Consider the following 17846-nt stretch of genomic DNA (forward strand, 5'->3'; position numbering starts at 1 on the left):
GCCTCATTGTGCCCGGCAGACTAGCGCGCTCGCGTCCGGCGCGGCTTGACCCTCGTCAAGCCGGTGGAACTCGGCGCGGCGAGGCAATCCGGATCAATGACCGGACAGTCACCTGGCGGTAACGCACCGCTATCAATATAGGTGCCGTCAACGTGCGGGATCTGCTTTGCCTTTCGGACTTCATCGCTGGCAAGAGCCCCTCGCATCTTCCCGGCGGTCCACCCAACCCACCCCAGCTCGCGTAACATTTTGCAACCCGACACCCAGCCAAACGCCAGCACGGCAGGCAGCCGGCCCATTGACAGCGCAAAAAGCGCATCCCGCCCTTTCGATATGTATCGAGTACGGGCACAATGCGGCTCTTTTTTTGGCTGGCCTACCTGGAGCCTCGAAGTGATCAAGACCCCGTACTACCTCATCGACAAGCAAAAGCTGCTGGGCAACCTGGAAAAGATCGCCTACGTGCGCGAGAAATCCGGTGCCAAGGCCCTGCTGGCACTCAAGTGCTTCGCCACCTGGTCGGTGTTCGACCTGATGCAGCAGTACATGGACGGCACCACCTCGTCCTCGCTCTACGAGCTCAAGCTCGGCCGCCAGAAGTTCGAAGGCGAGACCCACGCCTACAGCGTGGCCTGGGCCGACGACGAGATCGAAGAGATGCTCGCCAACTGCGACAAGATCATCTTCAACTCCATCGGCCAGCTGCAGCGCTTCGCCGAGGCATCCGAGGGCAAGGTCCGCGGTCTGCGGGTCAACCCGCAGGTGAGCAGCTCCGACTACCTGCTGGCCGACCCGGCGCGTCCGTTCAGCCGCCTCGGCGAATGGGACCCGGTCAAGGTCGAAGGCGTGATCGAGCAGATCTCCGGCTTCATGTTCCACAACAACTGCGAGAACGGCGACTTCGAGCTGTTCGACAAGATGCTCGGCACCATCGAGGAACGCTTCGGCCACCTGCTGCACAAGGTCGAATGGGTCAGCCTCGGCGGCGGCATCCACTTCACCGGCGAGGGCTATGCCCTGGACGCCTTCTGCGAACGCCTCAAGTCGTTCTCCGAAACCTACGGCGTGCAGGTCTACCTGGAGCCGGGCGAAGCGGCGATCACCAACAGCGCCTCGCTGGAAGTCACGGTTCTCGACACCCTGTTCAACGGCAAGCACCTTGCCGTGGTCGACAGCTCGATCGAAGCGCACATGCTCGACCTGCTGATCTACCGCCTCAACGCCAAGATGGCCCCCAACGACGGCGAGCACACCTACATGGTCTGCGGCAAGTCGTGCCTGGCCGGTGACATCTTCGGCGAGTACCAATTCGATCGTCCGCTGGCCATCGGCGATCGGCTGTCGTTCGTCGACGCCGCGGGTTACACCATGGTCAAGAAAAACTGGTTCAACGGCCTGAAAATGCCGTCCATCGTAGTGAAACAACTCGACGGTAGCGTCGAGGTGGTTCGTGAGTTCGGTTTCGAAGACTACCTGTCCAGCCTTTCCTGAGCTGGCAGATAAGGAGAGATAGAGAATTGAAGAAGAACGTTCTTATCATTGGTGCAGGAGGTGTCGCCAAGGTGGTGGCCCACAAGTGCGCGCAGCACAACGACGAGCTCGGTCGTATTGCGATTGCGTCGCGGAACATCTCCAAATGCCAGGCCATCATCGACAGCGTCAAGGCCAAGGGTAGCCTCAAGGTACCCGCCGACATCCAGGCCTTCTCGCTCAATGCCCTCGATGTCGAGGCAACCAAGGCGCTGATCCGCGAGACTCAATCGCAGATCGTGATCAACGTCGGTTCCGCCTTCCTCAACATGTCGGTGCTGCGTGCCTGCATCGATACCGGTGTCGCCTACCTGGACACCGCGATCCACGAAGAACCGGGCAAGATCTGCGAAACCCCGCCCTGGTACGGCAACTACGAGTGGAAACACCTCGAAGAGTGCCAGCAGAAGAACATCACGGCCATTCTCGGTGTCGGTTTCGACCCGGGTGTGGTCAACGCCTACGCGGCGCTGGCGAAACAACAGTATTTCGACCGCATCGACTCGATCGACATTCTCGACGTCAATGCCGGGTCCCACGGCAAATACTTCGCCACCAACTTCGATCCGGAAATCAATTTCCGTGAATTCACCGGACAGGTATGGAGCTGGCAGAACAGCCAGTGGACCAGCAACACCATGTTCGAAGTGAAGCGTACCGACGACCTGCCGGTGGTCGGTTCGCAGAACCTCTACCTCACCGGCCACGATGAAGTGCACTCGCTGTCGAAGAACCTCGACGTGCCCAACGTGCGTTTCTGGATGAGCTTCGGCGAGCACTACATCAATGTGTTCACCGTGCTGAAGAACCTCGGCCTGCTCTCCGAGCAACCGGTGAAGACCGCCGAAGGCCTGGAAGTGGTGCCGCTGAAAGTGGTCAAGGCCGTGCTGCCGGATCCGGCCTCGCTGGCGCCTGGCTACACCGGCAAGACCTGCATCGGTGACCTGGTCAAGGGCAGCAAGGACGGTCAGCCGCGCGAAGTCTTCATCTACAACGTGGCCGACCACGAAGAAGCCTACGCCGAGACCGACAGCCAGGGCATCTCCTACACCGCCGGCGTGCCGCCGGTGGCCGCGGCCCTGCTGGTCGCCCGTGGCCAGTGGGACGTGCAGCGCATGGTCAACGTCGAAGAGCTGCCGGCCGAGCCGTTCCTCCACGCCCTCGACGTGATGGGTCTGCCGACCCGGGTCAAGGACGAGAACGGTGATCGTCCGTGGGCCTGATAGGTTCATGAGCTGAAAAGAAGGGGCGCCCATACAGGCGCCCCTTTTTCGTTTCCACCCAGCCTGCCCCCCCTGTAGGAGCTGGCTTGCCTGCGAAGGACCGCACAGCGGTCCCTGATGGCGGTGAAGTCTGGGACCGCTGTGCGGTCCTTCGCAGGCAAGCCAGCTCCTACAGGGGGGGTGCAGATGAAACGCAGCGCAGTGCTCCGAAAAACGTTTCAACCGCTTACAATCCCGCCCATTTCGTAGTCAACAAGAAAGGCCCGTCAGCCCATGACGCTCGATCCACCTACCCTGCTGGTGCTCAGCATCGTGCTCGCCGCGACCGCCTCCGCCTATCTGGCCGTGGAATGGCGCAGTGTGCGCGAATCCTCCCTGCTGTTCTGGAGCGCCGGATTCGCCACCATCAGCATCGGCTCGACCCTGGCCCTGATGCGCATGAACGGCCTGCTGCTGCTCGGCATCTGGTTCGCCAACGGTTTGCTGGTGACCGCCCACTGGCTGTTCCTGCTGGGTGTCGCGCGGTTCACCGAGACCCGCCTGTCGCGTGCCTGGTACCTGATCTTCGTGCTCTGGGTCGCGCTGCTGGCGCTGCCCGACGCGCCCTGGTGGTCGAACGTGATGACCTTCGCCAACTCCGGGCTGGTCGGCGTGCTGGCCCTGCGCGCCAGCCTGCTGCTGCGTCCCCATGGCAATTCGCTGAGCATCGGCGCCGTGCAGTTGCGTTATGTGATGCTCAGCCATGGCGCCTTCTATTGCATCAAGGCACTGCTCGCGGTGATGCCCGGCGCCCTGCTCGACCTGGCTTCGTTCCGCGGCGAGATCATCCAGGTGTCACTGGTCGAAGGTGCCGTGGCGCTGATGCTGATCGCCCTGTCGATGACCGGCAGCGAACGCTACCGCCGCGAGAAACGCATCGCCCGCCTCGCCGCCCGCGACCCGTTGACCGCCCTGTACAACCGCCGTGCCCTGGAAGTCCGCGCACCGCGCCTGCTGGAAAACGTCTCGGCGCAGCAGCCAGGCGCCCTGCTGCTGATCGATATCGACAACTTCAAGCTGGTCAACGACCTCCACGGTCACGCGGCCGGGGACCGTCTGCTGGTGAGCCTGAGCGAGATGATCCTCGCGAAGATCCCCGAAGACGCGCTGGCCGCGCGCCTGGGCGGCGACGAGTTCCTGATCCTCCTGGGCAATACCTCCCGGGAGCGCATCGTCGCCCTCGGCAACGCCCTGCGCGAGCAGTTCCAGCAGGAAGCCGTCAGCGCCTTCGACACCCCGGAACCGGTGACCCTGAGCATCGGCGCCAATCTCTTCGAGCAGCCGCCGGTGAGCCTGGCGGCGCTGATCGAACAGAGCGACGCGGCGCTGTACGAGTCCAAGCGTGGGGGGCGGGACAGCATCAGGCTGGTGGACCGGACGGCCAGCAACCCGACCTGAGGGCCTCATCGCGGGCAATCGGAACGCCGCCCGGCCCGCTCCCACAAGTTTCAGTGTCGCCGCGAACAGTGTGGGAGCGGGCCGGGCGGCGTTCCGATTGCCCGCGATGAGGCCCGCAAGGACAGTGGCTGAACGGCTGGCGGATCAGAAGCGGTACTTGGCCGTCACCATGTAGTTGCGCGGATCGCCGACGAAGTTGCCGCCCACCGTGGTCATGATGCTGGAGTAGTAGTCGCGGTCGAACACATTGTTGGCATTCAGGCTCAGCGTCAGGTGCTGGTCGACGTCATAGCTGGCGAACAGGTCGGTCACCGCGTAGCCACCCTGCTCGACCCCCGCGCTGGTGTAGATATCGCTCTGCACATGCAGGCCGCCACCCACGCGCCAGCGGCTCAGGTCGCCCGGCAGGCGATAGCTGGTGGCCAGCTTGAACAGGTTCAGCGGCAGGTTGGTGGCGTAGCGCTCGCCGCTGGACAGGGTGCCGATCGGCGCATAGTCGGAAGACGTCAGGTGCTTGGCGTAGTTGTAGGTATACCCCGCCGAGACCTGCCAGTCCGGCAGTACCTCGCCACTCACTTCGAACTCGATCCCGCGGCTGCGCACTTCGCCGGCCGAGGCGTAGCATTCACGACCGCCACAGGCCTGGCTGTCGAGCAGTTGCGGCAGGTTCTCCAGGTCGATCTGGAACAGCGCCACGCTGGCATTCAGGCGCCCGTCGAAATACTCGCCCTTGAGGCCGATCTCGTAGTTGCTGCCCTCCTGCGGATCGAGCAGGCCACCACCGGCGGTGCTGTAGTTCTGCGGGTTGAAGATGCGCGTCCAGCTGGCGTAGGCGGTGTAGGTGTCGTTCAGGTCGTAGGTGAAGCCGACATAGGGGGTGAATTCGCGGGTGGCCTTGTAGTCGTCGTTGCCGGTCCAGTCGCCGGAGTGGGTGGTCACGGAATACTCGTACCAGTCCAGGCGCCCGCCGGTGGCCAGCTTGAGGCGCTCGCTCAGGCTGAAGCGCGCGGTGAGGTAGACGCTGGACTGCTTGACCTCGCCGTCCCGCGACCAGGCGTAGCTGATCGCAGGCTTGGGCACCGCCTTGCCGTCGAAGCTCAGTGGATCGAACTCGTACACCGCACCCAGTGGCCAGCCGCCCGGGCCATCGTCGATGTCCTGGTTGCGATAGCTGCCGCCCACCACCAGTTCGTGGGTCCGCCCGAACAGGCTGAACGGCCCGCTGGCATAGCCGTCGAAGCTGGTCTGGGTGTTCTCGTAGTGGTACTTGCCATAGCCGAAGCCGAAGTCCCGCGCCGTCTCGTCGGGGCGATACAGGTAGGAGCCGAACATGTCCATCTGGCTCTTCAGCGCGGTGGCGGCGAACTTGCCGGTCCAACCGTTGGCGAAGCGCTGGGTGATGTCGGCGAACACCGTGCTGGTTTCCTTGTCCCAGTACGACCAGCTCGGGCTCATGCGCCGCGAGCGCGGAATGTCGAGGAAGCTGCCGTCGGGGTTGGTGCCGCGGCCGTTCCAGTCGGCGCCGGGGTTGTTGTCCTGGCTCCAGCTCGCGCCGAGGCTGACCGTGGTGTCGTCGCCGAGGTCGCCTTCAAGCACGCCGTAGAACAGGTTGCGCCGGCTCTCGTAGTCGTCGATGAACGAGTTCTTGTCCTGCAACGACAGCACGGTGCGCCCACGCAGGCTGCCCGTGGCATTCAACGGGCCGCTCAGGTCCAGCTCGCCGCGGTAGTGATCCCAGCTGCCGGCACCGGCAGTGATGCTGCCCTGGAAGACGCTGGTCGGGCGCTTGCGCACCAGGTTGATCGAGCCGCCCGGGGAGCCGGCGCCCTCCATCAGCCCGGCGGCGCCACGCACCACCTCGACCCGGTCGTACATCGCCAGCAGGCCGGTGGACAGGCTGGCTTCGTCGTATTGCACGGGAATGCCGTCGACCATCAGGTTGTTCAACTGGAAGCCGCGGGAGTTGTAGCGCTCGCGCTCACCGCCCCACTTGGTCACGGTCAGGCCGGGGGTGTACTTCACCGCATCGCCCAGGGTGGTCATGGCCTGGTCCTCGATGCGCTGGCGGCTGACCACGCTGACCGACTGCGGGGTTTCCCGCGGACTCAGGGCCAGCTTGGTGCCGCTGCTCATGCTGCCGGTGGTGTAGGAGCCGCTGTTTTCGCTGATGGCGCCGAGGTTGCTGGCATTGACGCTGGTGGCACCCAGTTCCACCGCGGCGCTGTCGGCCGCTTCGGGCAGGGACACCAGGTAGCTGCCATCGGCGGTCTTCTGCACCTTCAGCCGCGTCCCCCGCAGCAGTCGCTGCAGCGCCTGTTCCACACTGAGATCACCGCTCACGCCGGGCGCTTGCAGGCCTTCGGCGCTGTCGGTGGCAAACAGGATGCGCGCGCCGGTCTGCCCGGCCAGGGCGTTCAGCGCCTGGTCCAGTGGCTGTGCCGGCAGGTTGACGGCGTGCTGCGCCTCCTGGGCATGCAGGGTCGAAGCCAGGGTGATGCCGGCGGCCAGCAGCGACAGGCGGCGCGAGAATGCGATGGTGCTCATTTGACTCCCCAAATGCAGGTTCGAAAGTGACCTTCACAGGGAGTGGCGAATGGCGGCGGGAAAATGTTGAGGTGTGAAATGAAAAATATTCTCTTTTCCGTTAGCGCGCCCGAATCGTAACGCTGCCATCGCTTTGCCGCGCCAGACTCAGCGGCAGGATCGCCGGCAGGCCATCGAGCAGCGCCTCCACCGCATCGCTGTCGAACTCGCCGGACAGGCGCAACTGGCCGACCCGCTCATCGAGCAGACGGATCGGCGCCTGACGGTAGCGTTGCAGGTCGACGATCACCTCGCGCAGCGGCGTACCGTCGAAGCGCAGCTTGCCCTGCTGCCAGGCGGTGATCCGCGCCGGGTCCACGCTGCCGATCGCGCTGAACTGGCGGGCGTTGGCCAACATCAGTTGCCCGGCCCGCATGCGGCTGGCGCGGGACGCCTGGCTGGACACTTCCACCTCACCTTCGACCACCGCCACGGCGACCCCGCGGCTGTCGCTGCGCACGTTGAACACCGTGCCGATATCGCGCACCGACACACCCTGGCTGCGCACAATGAACGGCTGCGGTCCGTGGGCCACGGTGAAGGTCGCTTCGCCTTCGAACAGCTCGAACTGACGGCTGCGCAGGCGGTGTTCGATACGCAGGTGGCTGGCGCTGTCGAGGATCAGCGAGCTGCCGTCGGCCAGTTGCCGGCTGTCGCGGCTGCCGACCGGGACGCGGATGTCCTCGCTGTACCAGGACGGATCGAGGAACCACAGCCCCGTCGCCAGCACCAGCAACGACAGGCCGCCGCCCAGCGCTTGCTTGCGCCGGCGCTGGCGCGCGGTCTGCGCCTTGGCCTCGGCGAGCAGCGCCTCGCGGGACGGCACGCGGTCACGCAGAGCTTGCTCGAAGGGGGTCAGGGCATCACCGGCCGGTTTGTCCTGCCGGGTCATTTCGCCAGGGCCCGACGTGCCGGTTCCCAGTCGCGAACGATGGCCTGCATCGCCCGGGAAAAATGCTGGGTGACCATGTTCAGCGAGATGCCCAGCTCGGCGGCGATTTCCTTTTGCGGCATGCCATGGATGCGGTGCAGCAGGAACACCTGGCGCGCCCGCGCCGGCAGCGCCTCGACGATCGCCAGCAGGGCGTGCAGTTGCTGCTCGAAATCGAGGCTGGCGGCGCCGTCCAGGTCGTGGACATGCCAGTCCGGCACCTCGGCGGTGAATTCGATATGGGCGTCCTGGGTGCGGTCGGCGCGACGACGATCGATGGCCTTGTTGAAGGACACCTTGCGCAGGAAGGCGAACGGCAGCTTCACCGGCTGCTGAGGCGGTTTCTCCAGCAATTGCACGCACACGTCATGGACCACCTCGCGGGCGAACTGGCTGCCCTGGAAGCGCCGGCGGATATAAGCGACCAGGTCATCGTAGTGCAGGGCCAGGGCCCCGATCAGCTCGGGATTGGAGGAGGATTCGGACATGACGGGGACAGACACGCGAATGAAAGTGGTTCGCATTATAGACATGGCGATTTGCTTGCCAAGCCGTCAGGGTTGAATATCGGACCACTCGAAACCGTTCCAGGAGAAACCCATGACCGCAGCGCCCGTGTATCTGGATGACCTGAAAGTCGGCGATGTGTTCGTCAGCGACGGCCATGCGCTGGATGCCGAACAGATCATCGCCTACGCCACGCAGTTCGATCCGCAGCCGTTCCACACCGATCCCGAAGCGGCGCGGGACAGCTTCTTCCAGGGTCTGGCCGCCAGCGGCTGGCACACCGCGGCGATCACCATGAAGCTGCTGGTGCGCAGCCTGCCCCTGGCTCGCGGGGTGATCGGCGCCGGCGGCGAGATCAGTTGGCCGCAGGCGACCCGGCCGGGGGATGTGCTCAAGGTCACCACTACGGTGCTGGAGATCATTCCTTCGCGTTCGAAGCCGGACCGGGGGATGGTGGTGGTGCAGTCGTTGACCACCAATCAGCGGGATGAGGTGTGTCAGAAGCTGACCTCGAAAGTGCTGTGTTTTCGGCGGTGATCGTCCTGTGCCCGCTACGGGCTGAACAGTGGCCGCTGTATCGCGACCTGCGCCTGCGGGCGCTGCGGGATGCGCCGGAGGCATTCGGCAGTACCCTTGAGGCGGAAGCGATGCGCACGGATGACGACTGGGCGCAGCGGGCGATGCGGGCGGCGGCTGGCACCGACGACCAGTCCTGGTTCGCGGTTCATGGCGAGGATGCCTGCGGCCTGGTCTGGGGCAAGCGGGTTGCCGGCGATACGGTGGAAGTGTTCCAGATGTGGGTCGATCCGCAGGCACGGGGATTGGGTGCCGGACGGCGCTTGCTCGAAGCGGTCATTGCCTGGGCGCGGGGGCTGGGCGTGACCAGGGTATGCCTGGGCGTGACGGTCGGCGAGTCGGCGGCGGCCCGGCTTTATCGGGGCCAGGGATTTCGCCCGATCGGCGCACTGGAGCCTTTGCGCAAAGGGTCACCGCTGATGTGCCAGGCCATGGAGTTGAGGCTGGATTGACCGGCCTCATCGCGGGCAATGCCCGCTCCCACAAAGTCCGCAGCGACTCCGAACCCTGTGGGAGCGGGCGTTGCCCGCGATGAGGCCCGATGGAGCACAGCGGATTTCACTGCCTGGCAACATCTTGTTATCTCCCCCCACTTGAGCCAACAATATAGCGAATAATTCTCAATACCTTGTCCAGGCCCATGTCCCCATCCGACCCCACCGCCCTGCACCACCTCTTCCAGCAACACAACAGCTGGCTGAACCATTGGCTGCGCACGCGCCTGGGCAATTCCAGCGATGCCGCGGACCTGGCCCAGGACACCTTCGTCCGCGTCCTCGCCGCGCGCAATGTCGAGGCAATCCGCGAGCCGCGTACCTACCTCAGCGCCATCGCCCGCGCGCTGATGATCGACCGCTTCCGCCGCAACGCCGTGGAACAGGCCTATCTCGACGCCCTGGCCCTGCGCCCGGAAGCCGTGGACATCTCCCCGGAAACCCGTCTGTCGATCATCGAGACCCTGACCGCCATCGACGCCATGCTCGACGACCTTGGCCCGCGCACCCGCGAGATCTTCCTCGGCGTGCAACTGGAAGGCCTGAGCTACGTGGCGGCGGCCGAACGCTTCGAGGTATCGGTGACCACGGTGAAGAAGCACATGGTCCGCGCCATCACCCAATGCCTGCTGCTGGCCCAGGGCTGAACCATGCTCGACCGCGAAGTGCTCGAAGCCGCCGCCACCTGGTACGTCAACCTGAGCGCCGATCCGGCCTGCGAGGACGAGCGCAAGGCCTGGCGCCTCTGGCTGGCGCAGGATGCGCGACACGCCGAAGCCTGGATTCAGGTGGAACAGCTGCAACAGCGCCTGGCCCTGCTCTCCCCGCACACCGCCCTGCCCGCCCTGGCCGATGTCCGCGCCCGCCGCCGCGCGGTGAACAAGATGCTCGGCCTGCTGCTCATGGCCGGTGCTGGCGGCGCCAGTCTGCTGGCGATCGAGCCGCTGTCCTCGCGCATGGCCCAGTACCGCACGGGCAAGGGCGAACGCCACGAGCTGCGGCTGGCCGACGGCAGCCTGATGATCCTCAACACCGACAGCGCGGTGGACGTGCACTACGGCAACGATCTGCGGGAAATCCGCCTGCACCACGGCGAACTGCTGTTGCAGAGCGCCAGCGACCCGGCACGTCGCCCACTGCTGGTGCACTCGGCGCAAGGCAGCGTGCGCGCCCTCGGTACCCGCTTCAGCGTGTTCAGCCATGAAGGGCGCAGCGAAGTGCGGGTGTTCGAACACGCGGTAGAGGTGCGTGCCGCGGCCAACCCCAATACCGCGCTGCGCGTCGAAGCCGGGCAACAGGCCAGCTTCGACGCGCAGCGCATCGCCCCCGCCAGCCCCCTGGACGACGCCAGCGACGCCTGGACCCGCGGCATGCTCATGGCCCTCGACTGGCCGCTGAGCCGCCTGGTCCGCGAACTGGCCCGCTACCGTCCGGGCTACCTGGCGTGCAGCGAGGCGGTGGCAAACCTGCGGGTGACCGGCGCCTTCCGCCTCGACGACACCGACACGGTGCTGGAAAACCTCGCCACCGCCCTGCCCGTGCGCGTACAGGCCCTGACCCGCTACTGGGTGCGCATCGACGCGGCGTGAAAAAACTTTCCGTCAGGGGTTTCCGATTTTCATTCTCATCCGGCCAAGCACTGAAGCGGCGATCACTGCCGCACATTTGCCACGCCAACCGAAGGAAATCCGCATGACCCGTTCCGTCACCCAAGCGGCGAGCCCCCTGGCCCGCGCTATCCACCTGGCCCTGCTGGGGCTGCTCGCCAGCCCCGTGGTGGCGCTGCCGAGCCTGGCCGTCGCGCAAACGCAAACGGCCCGCTTCGATATCGCCCCGGGCCCGCTGGGTATCGCCCTCAGCCAGTTCGCCGCCCGCGCCGGGGTGACCTTCTCCTTCCCCAGCGAGCAGACCCAGGGCCTGACATCCCCCGGCCTGCAAGGCGAGTTCTCGGTGGACGACGGCCTTGCCCGCCTGCTCGAAGGCAGCGGCCTGCAGGCCCGCCGCGAGACCAATGGCAGCTACGTGCTGATGCCCCGCACCGCGGCAGGCGACACTGCCCTGGAACTCACCGCCCTGAGCATTTCCGGCAAGGCCCCGGGCTCCACCACCGAAGGTTCCGGCTCCTACACCAGCGAGTCGTCGAGCAGCTCGACGCGGCTGAACCTGTCGCTCAAGGAAACCCCGCAGTCGATCACCGTGCTGACCCGCCAGCGCCTGGAAGACCAGAAGCTCGACAACCTCACCGACGCCCTCGACGCCACCACCGGCATCACCGTGGTCCGCGAAAGCCTCGGCGCCGACAGTACCGCCTACCTGTCCCGCGGCTTCGCCATCAGCAACTTCGAGATCGACGGCGTGCCGACCTCCTCGCGCATGGACAACTACACGCAGAACACCGCGATGTACGACCGCGTCGAAGTGGTGCGCGGCGCCACCGGCCTGATCAGCGGCCTGGGCAACCCGTCGGCGACCATCAACCTGATCCGCAAGCGGCCCACCGTCGAGCCGCAGGTGCTGATCAGCGCCGAAGCCGGCAGTTGGGACCGCTATGGCCTGAGTCTGGACGTCGGTGGCGCCTTGAACGACGCCGGCAACGTGCGCGGGCGCTTCGTCGCCGAGCAGAAGGACCAGCACGCCTGGATCGACCGCTTCAACCAGCAGCTCACCACCCTGTACGGCATCAGCGAATTCGATCTGGACGAGGACACCCTGCTCACCGCCGGCTTCAGCCACCAGATCACCAACAGCAACGCACCGATGCGCACCGGCTTCCCGCTGTTCACCACCACGGGCGAGCGCACCGACATCAAGCGCTCGTTCAACACCTCGCCGGACTGGGCCTACTACGATCGCCAGCAAAGCACGCTGTTCACCTCGCTGGAACACCACTTCGCCAATGGCTGGAGCGGCAAGCTGGAGTACAGCCACGCCCGCAACGACTACGACACGGTGGTCGCCTACATGAGCGGCGATATCGACCCAGCCGACGGCAGCGGCGCCTTCATCATGCCGACCCGCTGGGCCTCCACGCCGACCCAGGACAATATCGACGCCTACCTCACCGGCGGCTTCGAACTGCTGGGTCGCGAGCACGAGCTGATCGGCGGCGTCACCCTGTCGCGCATCGAGGAACGCGGCACGCCGAACTACGGTGGCTGGCAGCGCGCCAGTTCCGGCTATGCCGGGAGCATCGACAACATCTTCGCCTGGGACGGCCACACCCCCACCCCGGTGTTCAACAAGGTCGGCGCCAGTGACCTGACCGAAACCCAGTACGCCGCCTACCTGACCTCGCGCTGGCACCTGACCGACGCCGCCAGCCTGATCCTCGGCGCGCGGGTGGTGGACTGGAACCGCGACAGCAAGAGCTGGCTGTACCGCACCGGCGCGGTGACCAAGGCCGAGCGCACTGAAACCGGCATCGTCATTCCCTACGCCGGCCTGGTCTACGACCTCGACGACACCTGGACCGCCTACGCCAGCTACACGCAGATCTTCAACCCGCAGAACGCCAATATCCGCGACGTCAACGGCACCCCGCTGGATCCGCAGGAAGGCACCGGCTACGAGGTGGGGATCAAGGCCGGCTTTCTCGACGACCGCCTGAACGCCAGCCTGGCGGTGTTCCGCGTCGAGCAGGACAACCTCGCCATCGCCGATGGCGGCAACCTGCAACCCAGCGGGTTCCAGGCCTACAAGGCGGAAAGCGGGACCACCAGCGAGGGTGTGGAATTCGAACTCAACGGCGAGATCAGCGAGGGCTGGCAGGTCAGTGGCGGCTATTCGTACAGCGTCAGCTTCAATGCCGACGACAAGCGCATCGTCACCGAGATCCCGCGCAACAGCGCCAAGCTGTTCACCAGCTACCGCCTGCCGGGAGAACTGGACAGGCTGACCCTCGGCGGTGGGGTCAACTGGCAGAGCGAAGCCGGCTACGCCCTGAGCTACGCCACCACGCAGAGCAGCTACGCCATCGCCAGCCTGATGGCGCGCTACCAGATCACCCCGGCGCTGTCGGCCACGCTCAACGTCAACAACCTGTTCGACAAGGAGTACCTGACCACCACCGCCGCCGGCCTGTATGGCGCGCCACGCAACTTCATGACGACCCTGCGCTACGCCTACTGAAGCAGGCGGGCCACCTGGTCGAGGGAGCCTTCGACCTCTCCCGGCAGCAGTTTCAGGTCGGTGACCTTGCCACGCACCTCCACCTGCATCTTCGTCGGCTGGCCTTCGCCGTCGCCGAGGATGCGGTAGGTGGTGTCGCCACGGACGAAGCTCAACTGGCGCTTGGCGGCATCGTAGACGATGCGCTCGCCGGCGTTTTCCGGGTAGAGCAGGACCGCCTCGTCGTTCTTGTCCACGGCGACGTAGGCCGGTTTCTCATCGTTCGGGCTCTCGAACAGGATGATGCGCTTGCCCGCCGGGGCCAGGCGGAACGCCAGCAGGACCGTGGGTGGATCCTCGGTATTCCAGTAGCGCCGGGTGCTGCTCACCAGCTTGCCGTCGCGGTTCTCGCCGAGGGTCTCGACCACCAGCCCGGAGGGGTCGTTGTGGCCGATGCCGCTGCGGGTCCTGAGCACCGGCTCACCGTTTTCCAGGGCGTAGGTGCTGAACTCGTGCCAGCAGCAGCCATCCTTGGTGAATACGCTGATCTCGCGGGCCTTCTCGTCCACCTCGAACAGGCCGCAGTAGTTCTGCGCCAGTTCGGTGAAGGAGGCGCTGTGGCGGAAACCGTCGGCGGTGCCGAGGAAGACCTGGTAGGACGGGCCGTGGTAGCAACTGAACTGGCCATCCATCAGCGCCAGGTCCTTGATGCCGTCGAGGTTGAAATCCTGGTAGATCAATACGCTCTGTTCGCCATAAGGCAGTTCGTGGACATTGGCGCGCACTTCTTCCGAGCCGGTCTGCTGGTCCAGCACCAGTTCCTCGGAACGCACCTGGATCAGCACCGCGCCGCTCTGCTTGTCATGGACGCTGATGATGCCGGGACGGAAGACATCGTCCTGGTCACTGATTTCCAGGGTCGCGCGGTAGCGCTCGGAGAAGTTCTCCAGCGGGTAGGTGGAGCGCGGCAGGCTCTGGAAATGCGCGCTGTCCAGTTCGCCGAAGGTTTCGCTGGCGAAGGTGGACAGTGACGCGAATGCGGCGAGGCCGCAGGCAAGCAGGCGAACCAGGGTTCGCGGGAGGGGTGAGGCCCGCACGGGGAGACTCCTGTCTGGTGAGGCGGAAAGCGGGGATTCTAGCGGCAAATCTGGCAAAATCCCCATCCTCCAGTGAAAAGGAATTCTCCATGCTCCCCAACAAAGCCTGCGTCGTCCTCCTCGACGACGCGCGGCGCCTTCTGCTGTTCCGTCATCCGCGGGGCGATGTGCAACTGGTCAAGGGCACCATCGAAGCCGACGAAGCGCCTGACCATGCCGCCCTGCGCGAGCTCAAGGAAGAATCCGGGATCACCCCGGCCAGGGTCCTGCGCGACCTCGGCTGCTGGAATGCCGGGCACCGTGACCAGGTCTGGTCGTTCCACCTCTGCGCGACGGACCTGGCCCTGCCGGAACAGTGGTCGCACCAGACCGAAGACGACAACGGGCATGTCTTCGCCTTTTTCTGGGCGCCGCTCGACGACCTGCCCTTCGACGAATGCCATCCACTGTTTCGCCGGGCCCTGAGTTATGTGCTGGAGGCGCTGGACAAGCCAGCGCCTTGATTCGGCGCGGCCGTCCAGCGACCGCATCTGGAAATTCCTGCAATCCAGGCTTGCCATATATATGGATATACGTATATTTGACTTTCCGTATATGAAGCCCTCGCAATGATCACACCTCCCGAACTGTTCAAGAGCCTGGCCGACGAAACCCGCGCCCGCGCCACGTTGCTGATCGTCGAGCACGGCGAACTGTGCGTGTGCGAACTGATGTGCGCGCTGGCCGACAGCCAACCGAAGATCAGCCGCCACCTCGCCCAGTTGCGCGGCGCCGGCGTGCTGCTGGATCGGCGCCAGGGCCAGTGGGTCTATTACCGCATCAACCCGCAATTGCCGGCGTGGATCCACCAGGTCCTGGCCGTCACCCGGCACACCAACGCGGGCTGGCTGCAGGCCGACAACGCCCGCCTCGCCAACATGGATGGCCGCCCCGCGCGCGCCGTCTGCTGCTGAGGACACGCCTCCGTCATGCTGCTCGCCGCCAGCGTCTTTCTCTTCACCCTGGTCCTGGTCATCTGGCAACCCCGCGGTCTGGGCGTCGGCTGGAGCGCCAGCCTCGGTGCCCTGCTCGCCCTGCTCAGCGGCGTGGTGTCGCTGCAGGATATCCCCGCCGTGTGGGCGATCATCTGGAACGCCACCGCCACCTTCATCGCCATCATCATCGTCAGCCTGCTGCTGGACGAGGCCGGCTTCTTCGAATGGGCCGCCCTGCATGTGGCGCGCTGGGCCAGGGGCGACGGGCGCCGGCTGTTCGCCTTCAGCATCCTGCTCGGTGCCGCCGTGTCGGCGCTGTTCGCCAACGATGGCGCGGCGCTGATCCTCACCCCCATCGTCATGTCCATGCTCCTGGCCCTGCGCTTCTCGCCGGCGGCGACCCTGGCCTTCGTCATGGCCGCCGGCTTCATCGCCGACACCGCCAGCCTGCCGCTGGTGGTGTCGAACCTGGTGAACATCGTGTCCGCCGACTATTTCGGCCTGGGCTTCAACCAGTACGCCGCGGTGATGCTGCCGGTGAACCTGGCCGCGGTGAGCGCCACCCTGCTGGTGCTGTGGCTGTACTTCCGCCGTGATATCCCGCGCAACTATGCGCTGGACGAGGTCAAGCTGCCGGCCATGGCGATCCGTGACCGCGCCACCTTCCGGGTCGGCTGGCTGGTGCTGCTGGCCTTGCTCGCCGGCCTGTTCATCCTCGAACCGCTGGGTGTTCCGGTCAGCGCGGTGGCCGCCGTCTGCGCCGCGGTGCTGTTCGCCGTTGCCGCCCGCGGGCACGTGATCTCGACCCGCCGCGTGCTGCGCGAGGCGCCCTGGCAGATCGTGGTGTTTTCCCTGGGCATGTACCTGGTGGTGTACGGCCTGCGCAATGCCGGGCTGACCGAGTCGCTGACCGGCCTGCTCGACCGTCTCGCCAATCATGGCCTGTGGGCCGCGACCCTGGGCACCGGGCTGATCGCCGCGCTGCTGTCGTCGGTGATGAACAACCTGCCCAGCGTGCTGATCGGCGCCCTGTCGATCCACGACAGCCAGGCCCACGGCGTGGTCCGCGAGGCGATGATCTACGCCAATGTCATCGGCTGCGACCTCGGGCCCAAGATCACCCCCATCGGCAGCCTCGCCACCCTGCTCTGGCTGCATGTGCTGGCGCGCAAGGGTGTGCGCATCACCTGGGGCTATTACTTCAAGGTGGGCATCCTGCTGACCCTGCCGGTGCTGCTGATCACCCTATCGGCCCTGGCCTTGCGCCTGAGCCTCTGATCTGAGTGGAGTTGTCATGCGAGTCCTGTTCATGTGTACCGCCAACAGTTGCCGCAGCATTCTGTCCGAAGCCCTGTTCAATCACCTGGCGCCGGCCGGATTCGAGGCCGTCAGCGCCGGCAGCTTTCCCCGTGGCGCAGTCCTGCCGCGTAGCCTGCTGACCCTCGAACGGGCCGGCATCGCCACCCGCGGACTGGCGAGCAAGGGCAACGAGGCGTTCGCCGACAATCCGCCGGACATCGTCATCACCGTCTGCGACAATGCGGCCGGCGAGGCCTGTCCGCTCTGGTTCGGACCGGCGCTGAAGGCCCATTGGGGCCTGGCGGATCCGTCCGAGGTGGACGGCGACGAGGCACGGATCGAGGCGGCCTTCACCGCCACCCTGGCCACCATCGAGACCCGTTGCCGGGCGTTTTTCGCCTTGCCGTTCGAACGCCTCGACCGCGAAAGCCTCCAACGTGAGCTGGAACGTATCGCCACCCTCTGAAACGGAGCCGGGAATGCCATGACGCCGCTGCCACTTCGCCCTTGCGCCCTGGGGCCCCTGCTCAAACGCTGGCGCCTGCTGCATCGGGTCAAGCAGAGCCATGCCGCCGAAATGTTCAAGGTCTCCCAGTCGACCATCTCGCGCTGGGAGTCCGGCATGCAGGAGGCCGAGCCCGAACAGCGCGCGCACATCGAAATGCTCCTGCGCGCCCGCCTCGACAGCGCGGCGGACCAGGCCCTGGCACGCTTGGTCAACACCAGCGCGCAGCCGGTGCACCTGGTCTGCGACCTCAGCCACCGGCTGCTCGCCTGCTCGCCGTCCCGTGCCGCGGAATTCAGCGTGCCCGTCGGGCAACTACTGGGGCGCTCGCTGTGGCCCTTCGTCACCGAGCAGATCGCCGCCCAGGAGGCCCGCCTCGACAGCCTCGGCTGGCGCGACGGCCTGGCGCCGCCGGCGCTGGAGTTCGCCACCGGGGCGAACGCTTCGCTGCTGGTGCCGATCCAGCACAGCCAGTGCCGCTGGACGCGGCTGGCGCTGTCGGACGGGTCGATGGCGCGAATGGTCGAGACGCTCTGAGCGCCCACGCATAATTCATGCGTGGACGCTGTCCGCGGCCTCGCGC

The 17846-nt window shown here is 65.8% G+C and carries 17 protein-coding genes; 13 read left to right on the forward strand and 4 right to left on the reverse strand.

The window, feature by feature from the left end; genetic code table 11:
- Window positions 1-393: 393 nt before the first annotated feature.
- The 3 genes from CHB99_RS15050 (at window position 394) to CHB99_RS15060 (ending at window position 4190) form a co-directional block, all read left to right on the forward strand.
- Window positions 394-1491, forward strand: coding sequence for a carboxynorspermidine decarboxylase (locus CHB99_RS15050; RefSeq protein ID WP_042126755.1), 1098 nt, complete (start codon window positions 394-396; stop codon window positions 1489-1491).
- A gap of 26 nt (window positions 1492-1517) precedes the next feature.
- Window positions 1518-2753, forward strand: a complete 1236-nt coding sequence (locus CHB99_RS15055; protein ID WP_042126753.1) for a saccharopine dehydrogenase family protein — start codon at window positions 1518-1520, stop codon at window positions 2751-2753.
- A gap of 273 nt (window positions 2754-3026) precedes the next feature.
- On the forward strand, window positions 3027-4190 hold the full coding sequence (locus CHB99_RS15060; protein WP_042126751.1) for a GGDEF domain-containing protein: 1164 nt from the start codon (window positions 3027-3029) through the stop codon (window positions 4188-4190).
- Between the two features lie 144 nt (window positions 4191-4334).
- Here CHB99_RS15060 and CHB99_RS15065 read toward each other — a convergent pair whose 3' ends face one another.
- The 3 genes from CHB99_RS15065 to CHB99_RS15075 form a co-directional block, all read right to left on the reverse strand.
- The gene (locus CHB99_RS15065; RefSeq protein WP_089266559.1) at window positions 4335-6734 is read right to left on the reverse strand and encodes a TonB-dependent siderophore receptor; all 2400 of its coding nucleotides are present in this window, start codon (window positions 6732-6734) and stop codon (window positions 4335-4337) included.
- Between the two features lie 100 nt (window positions 6735-6834).
- Window positions 6835-7665 (reverse strand): FecR family protein, encoded by an 831-nt coding sequence (locus tag CHB99_RS15070; protein ID WP_042126741.1) that lies wholly within the window; start codon window positions 7663-7665, stop codon window positions 6835-6837.
- Window positions 7662-8192: an RNA polymerase sigma factor gene (locus CHB99_RS15075; RefSeq protein WP_042126739.1), complete on the reverse strand. Its 531-nt coding sequence runs from the start codon at window positions 8190-8192 to the stop codon at window positions 7662-7664. Before CHB99_RS15075 ends, CHB99_RS15070 begins: the two co-directional genes overlap by 4 nt.
- Window positions 8193-8304: 112 nt before the next feature.
- Between CHB99_RS15075 and CHB99_RS15080 the strand changes: the two genes are divergently transcribed.
- The 5 genes from CHB99_RS15080 to CHB99_RS15100 all read left to right on the forward strand — a co-directional run bounded on the left by CHB99_RS15080 (window position 8305) and on the right by CHB99_RS15100 (window position 13409).
- Window positions 8305-8748, forward strand: a complete 444-nt coding sequence (locus tag CHB99_RS15080) for a MaoC family dehydratase (protein WP_042126737.1) — start codon at window positions 8305-8307, stop codon at window positions 8746-8748.
- On the forward strand, window positions 8706-9239 hold the full coding sequence (locus CHB99_RS15085; RefSeq protein ID WP_245655627.1) for a GNAT family N-acetyltransferase: 534 nt from the start codon (window positions 8706-8708) through the stop codon (window positions 9237-9239). The genes CHB99_RS15080 and CHB99_RS15085 overlap by 43 nt, the downstream gene beginning before the upstream one ends.
- A gap of 188 nt (window positions 9240-9427) precedes the next feature.
- Window positions 9428-9928: a sigma-70 family RNA polymerase sigma factor gene (locus tag CHB99_RS15090; RefSeq protein WP_042126735.1), complete on the forward strand. Its 501-nt coding sequence runs from the start codon at window positions 9428-9430 to the stop codon at window positions 9926-9928.
- 3 nt (window positions 9929-9931) lie between these two features.
- A complete protein-coding gene (locus tag CHB99_RS15095; protein WP_042126733.1) occupies window positions 9932-10870 on the forward strand; it encodes a FecR domain-containing protein in 939 nt (312 codons plus the stop codon).
- 103 nt (window positions 10871-10973) lie between these two features.
- Entirely contained in the window at window positions 10974-13409 is a 2436-nt protein-coding gene (locus CHB99_RS15100; protein ID WP_042126731.1) for a TonB-dependent siderophore receptor, read from the forward strand.
- On the opposite strand, the gene CHB99_RS15105 is transcribed toward CHB99_RS15100, so the two are convergent.
- Window positions 13403-14485, reverse strand: coding sequence for an XAC2610-related protein (locus CHB99_RS15105; protein ID WP_042126729.1), 1083 nt, complete (start codon window positions 14483-14485; stop codon window positions 13403-13405). The genes CHB99_RS15100 and CHB99_RS15105 overlap by 7 nt on opposite strands.
- Before the next feature lie 89 nt (window positions 14486-14574).
- Between CHB99_RS15105 and CHB99_RS15110 the strand changes: the two genes are divergently transcribed.
- From CHB99_RS15110 to CHB99_RS15130, 5 genes are all read left to right on the forward strand, one after another.
- On the forward strand, window positions 14575-14988 hold the full coding sequence (locus CHB99_RS15110; protein WP_042126728.1) for an NUDIX hydrolase: 414 nt from the start codon (window positions 14575-14577) through the stop codon (window positions 14986-14988).
- 105 nt (window positions 14989-15093) lie between these two features.
- Window positions 15094-15438, forward strand: coding sequence for a metalloregulator ArsR/SmtB family transcription factor (locus tag CHB99_RS15115; RefSeq protein WP_042126726.1), 345 nt, complete (start codon window positions 15094-15096; stop codon window positions 15436-15438).
- 15 nt (window positions 15439-15453) lie between these two features.
- Window positions 15454-16737, forward strand: coding sequence for an arsenic transporter (locus CHB99_RS15120; protein ID WP_042126723.1), 1284 nt, complete (start codon window positions 15454-15456; stop codon window positions 16735-16737).
- A gap of 16 nt (window positions 16738-16753) precedes the next feature.
- Entirely contained in the window at window positions 16754-17224 is a 471-nt protein-coding gene (locus CHB99_RS15125) for an arsenate reductase ArsC (RefSeq protein WP_042126720.1), read from the forward strand.
- Window positions 17225-17242: 18 nt separating this feature from the next.
- A complete protein-coding gene (locus CHB99_RS15130) occupies window positions 17243-17800 on the forward strand; it encodes a helix-turn-helix domain-containing protein (RefSeq protein WP_042126718.1) in 558 nt (185 codons plus the stop codon).
- Window positions 17801-17846: the final 46 nt, after the last annotated feature.

The sequence above is a fragment of the Pseudomonas japonica genome (genome assembly GCF_900188455.1).
GTDB lineage: Bacteria > Pseudomonadota > Gammaproteobacteria > Pseudomonadales > Pseudomonadaceae > Aquipseudomonas > Aquipseudomonas japonica.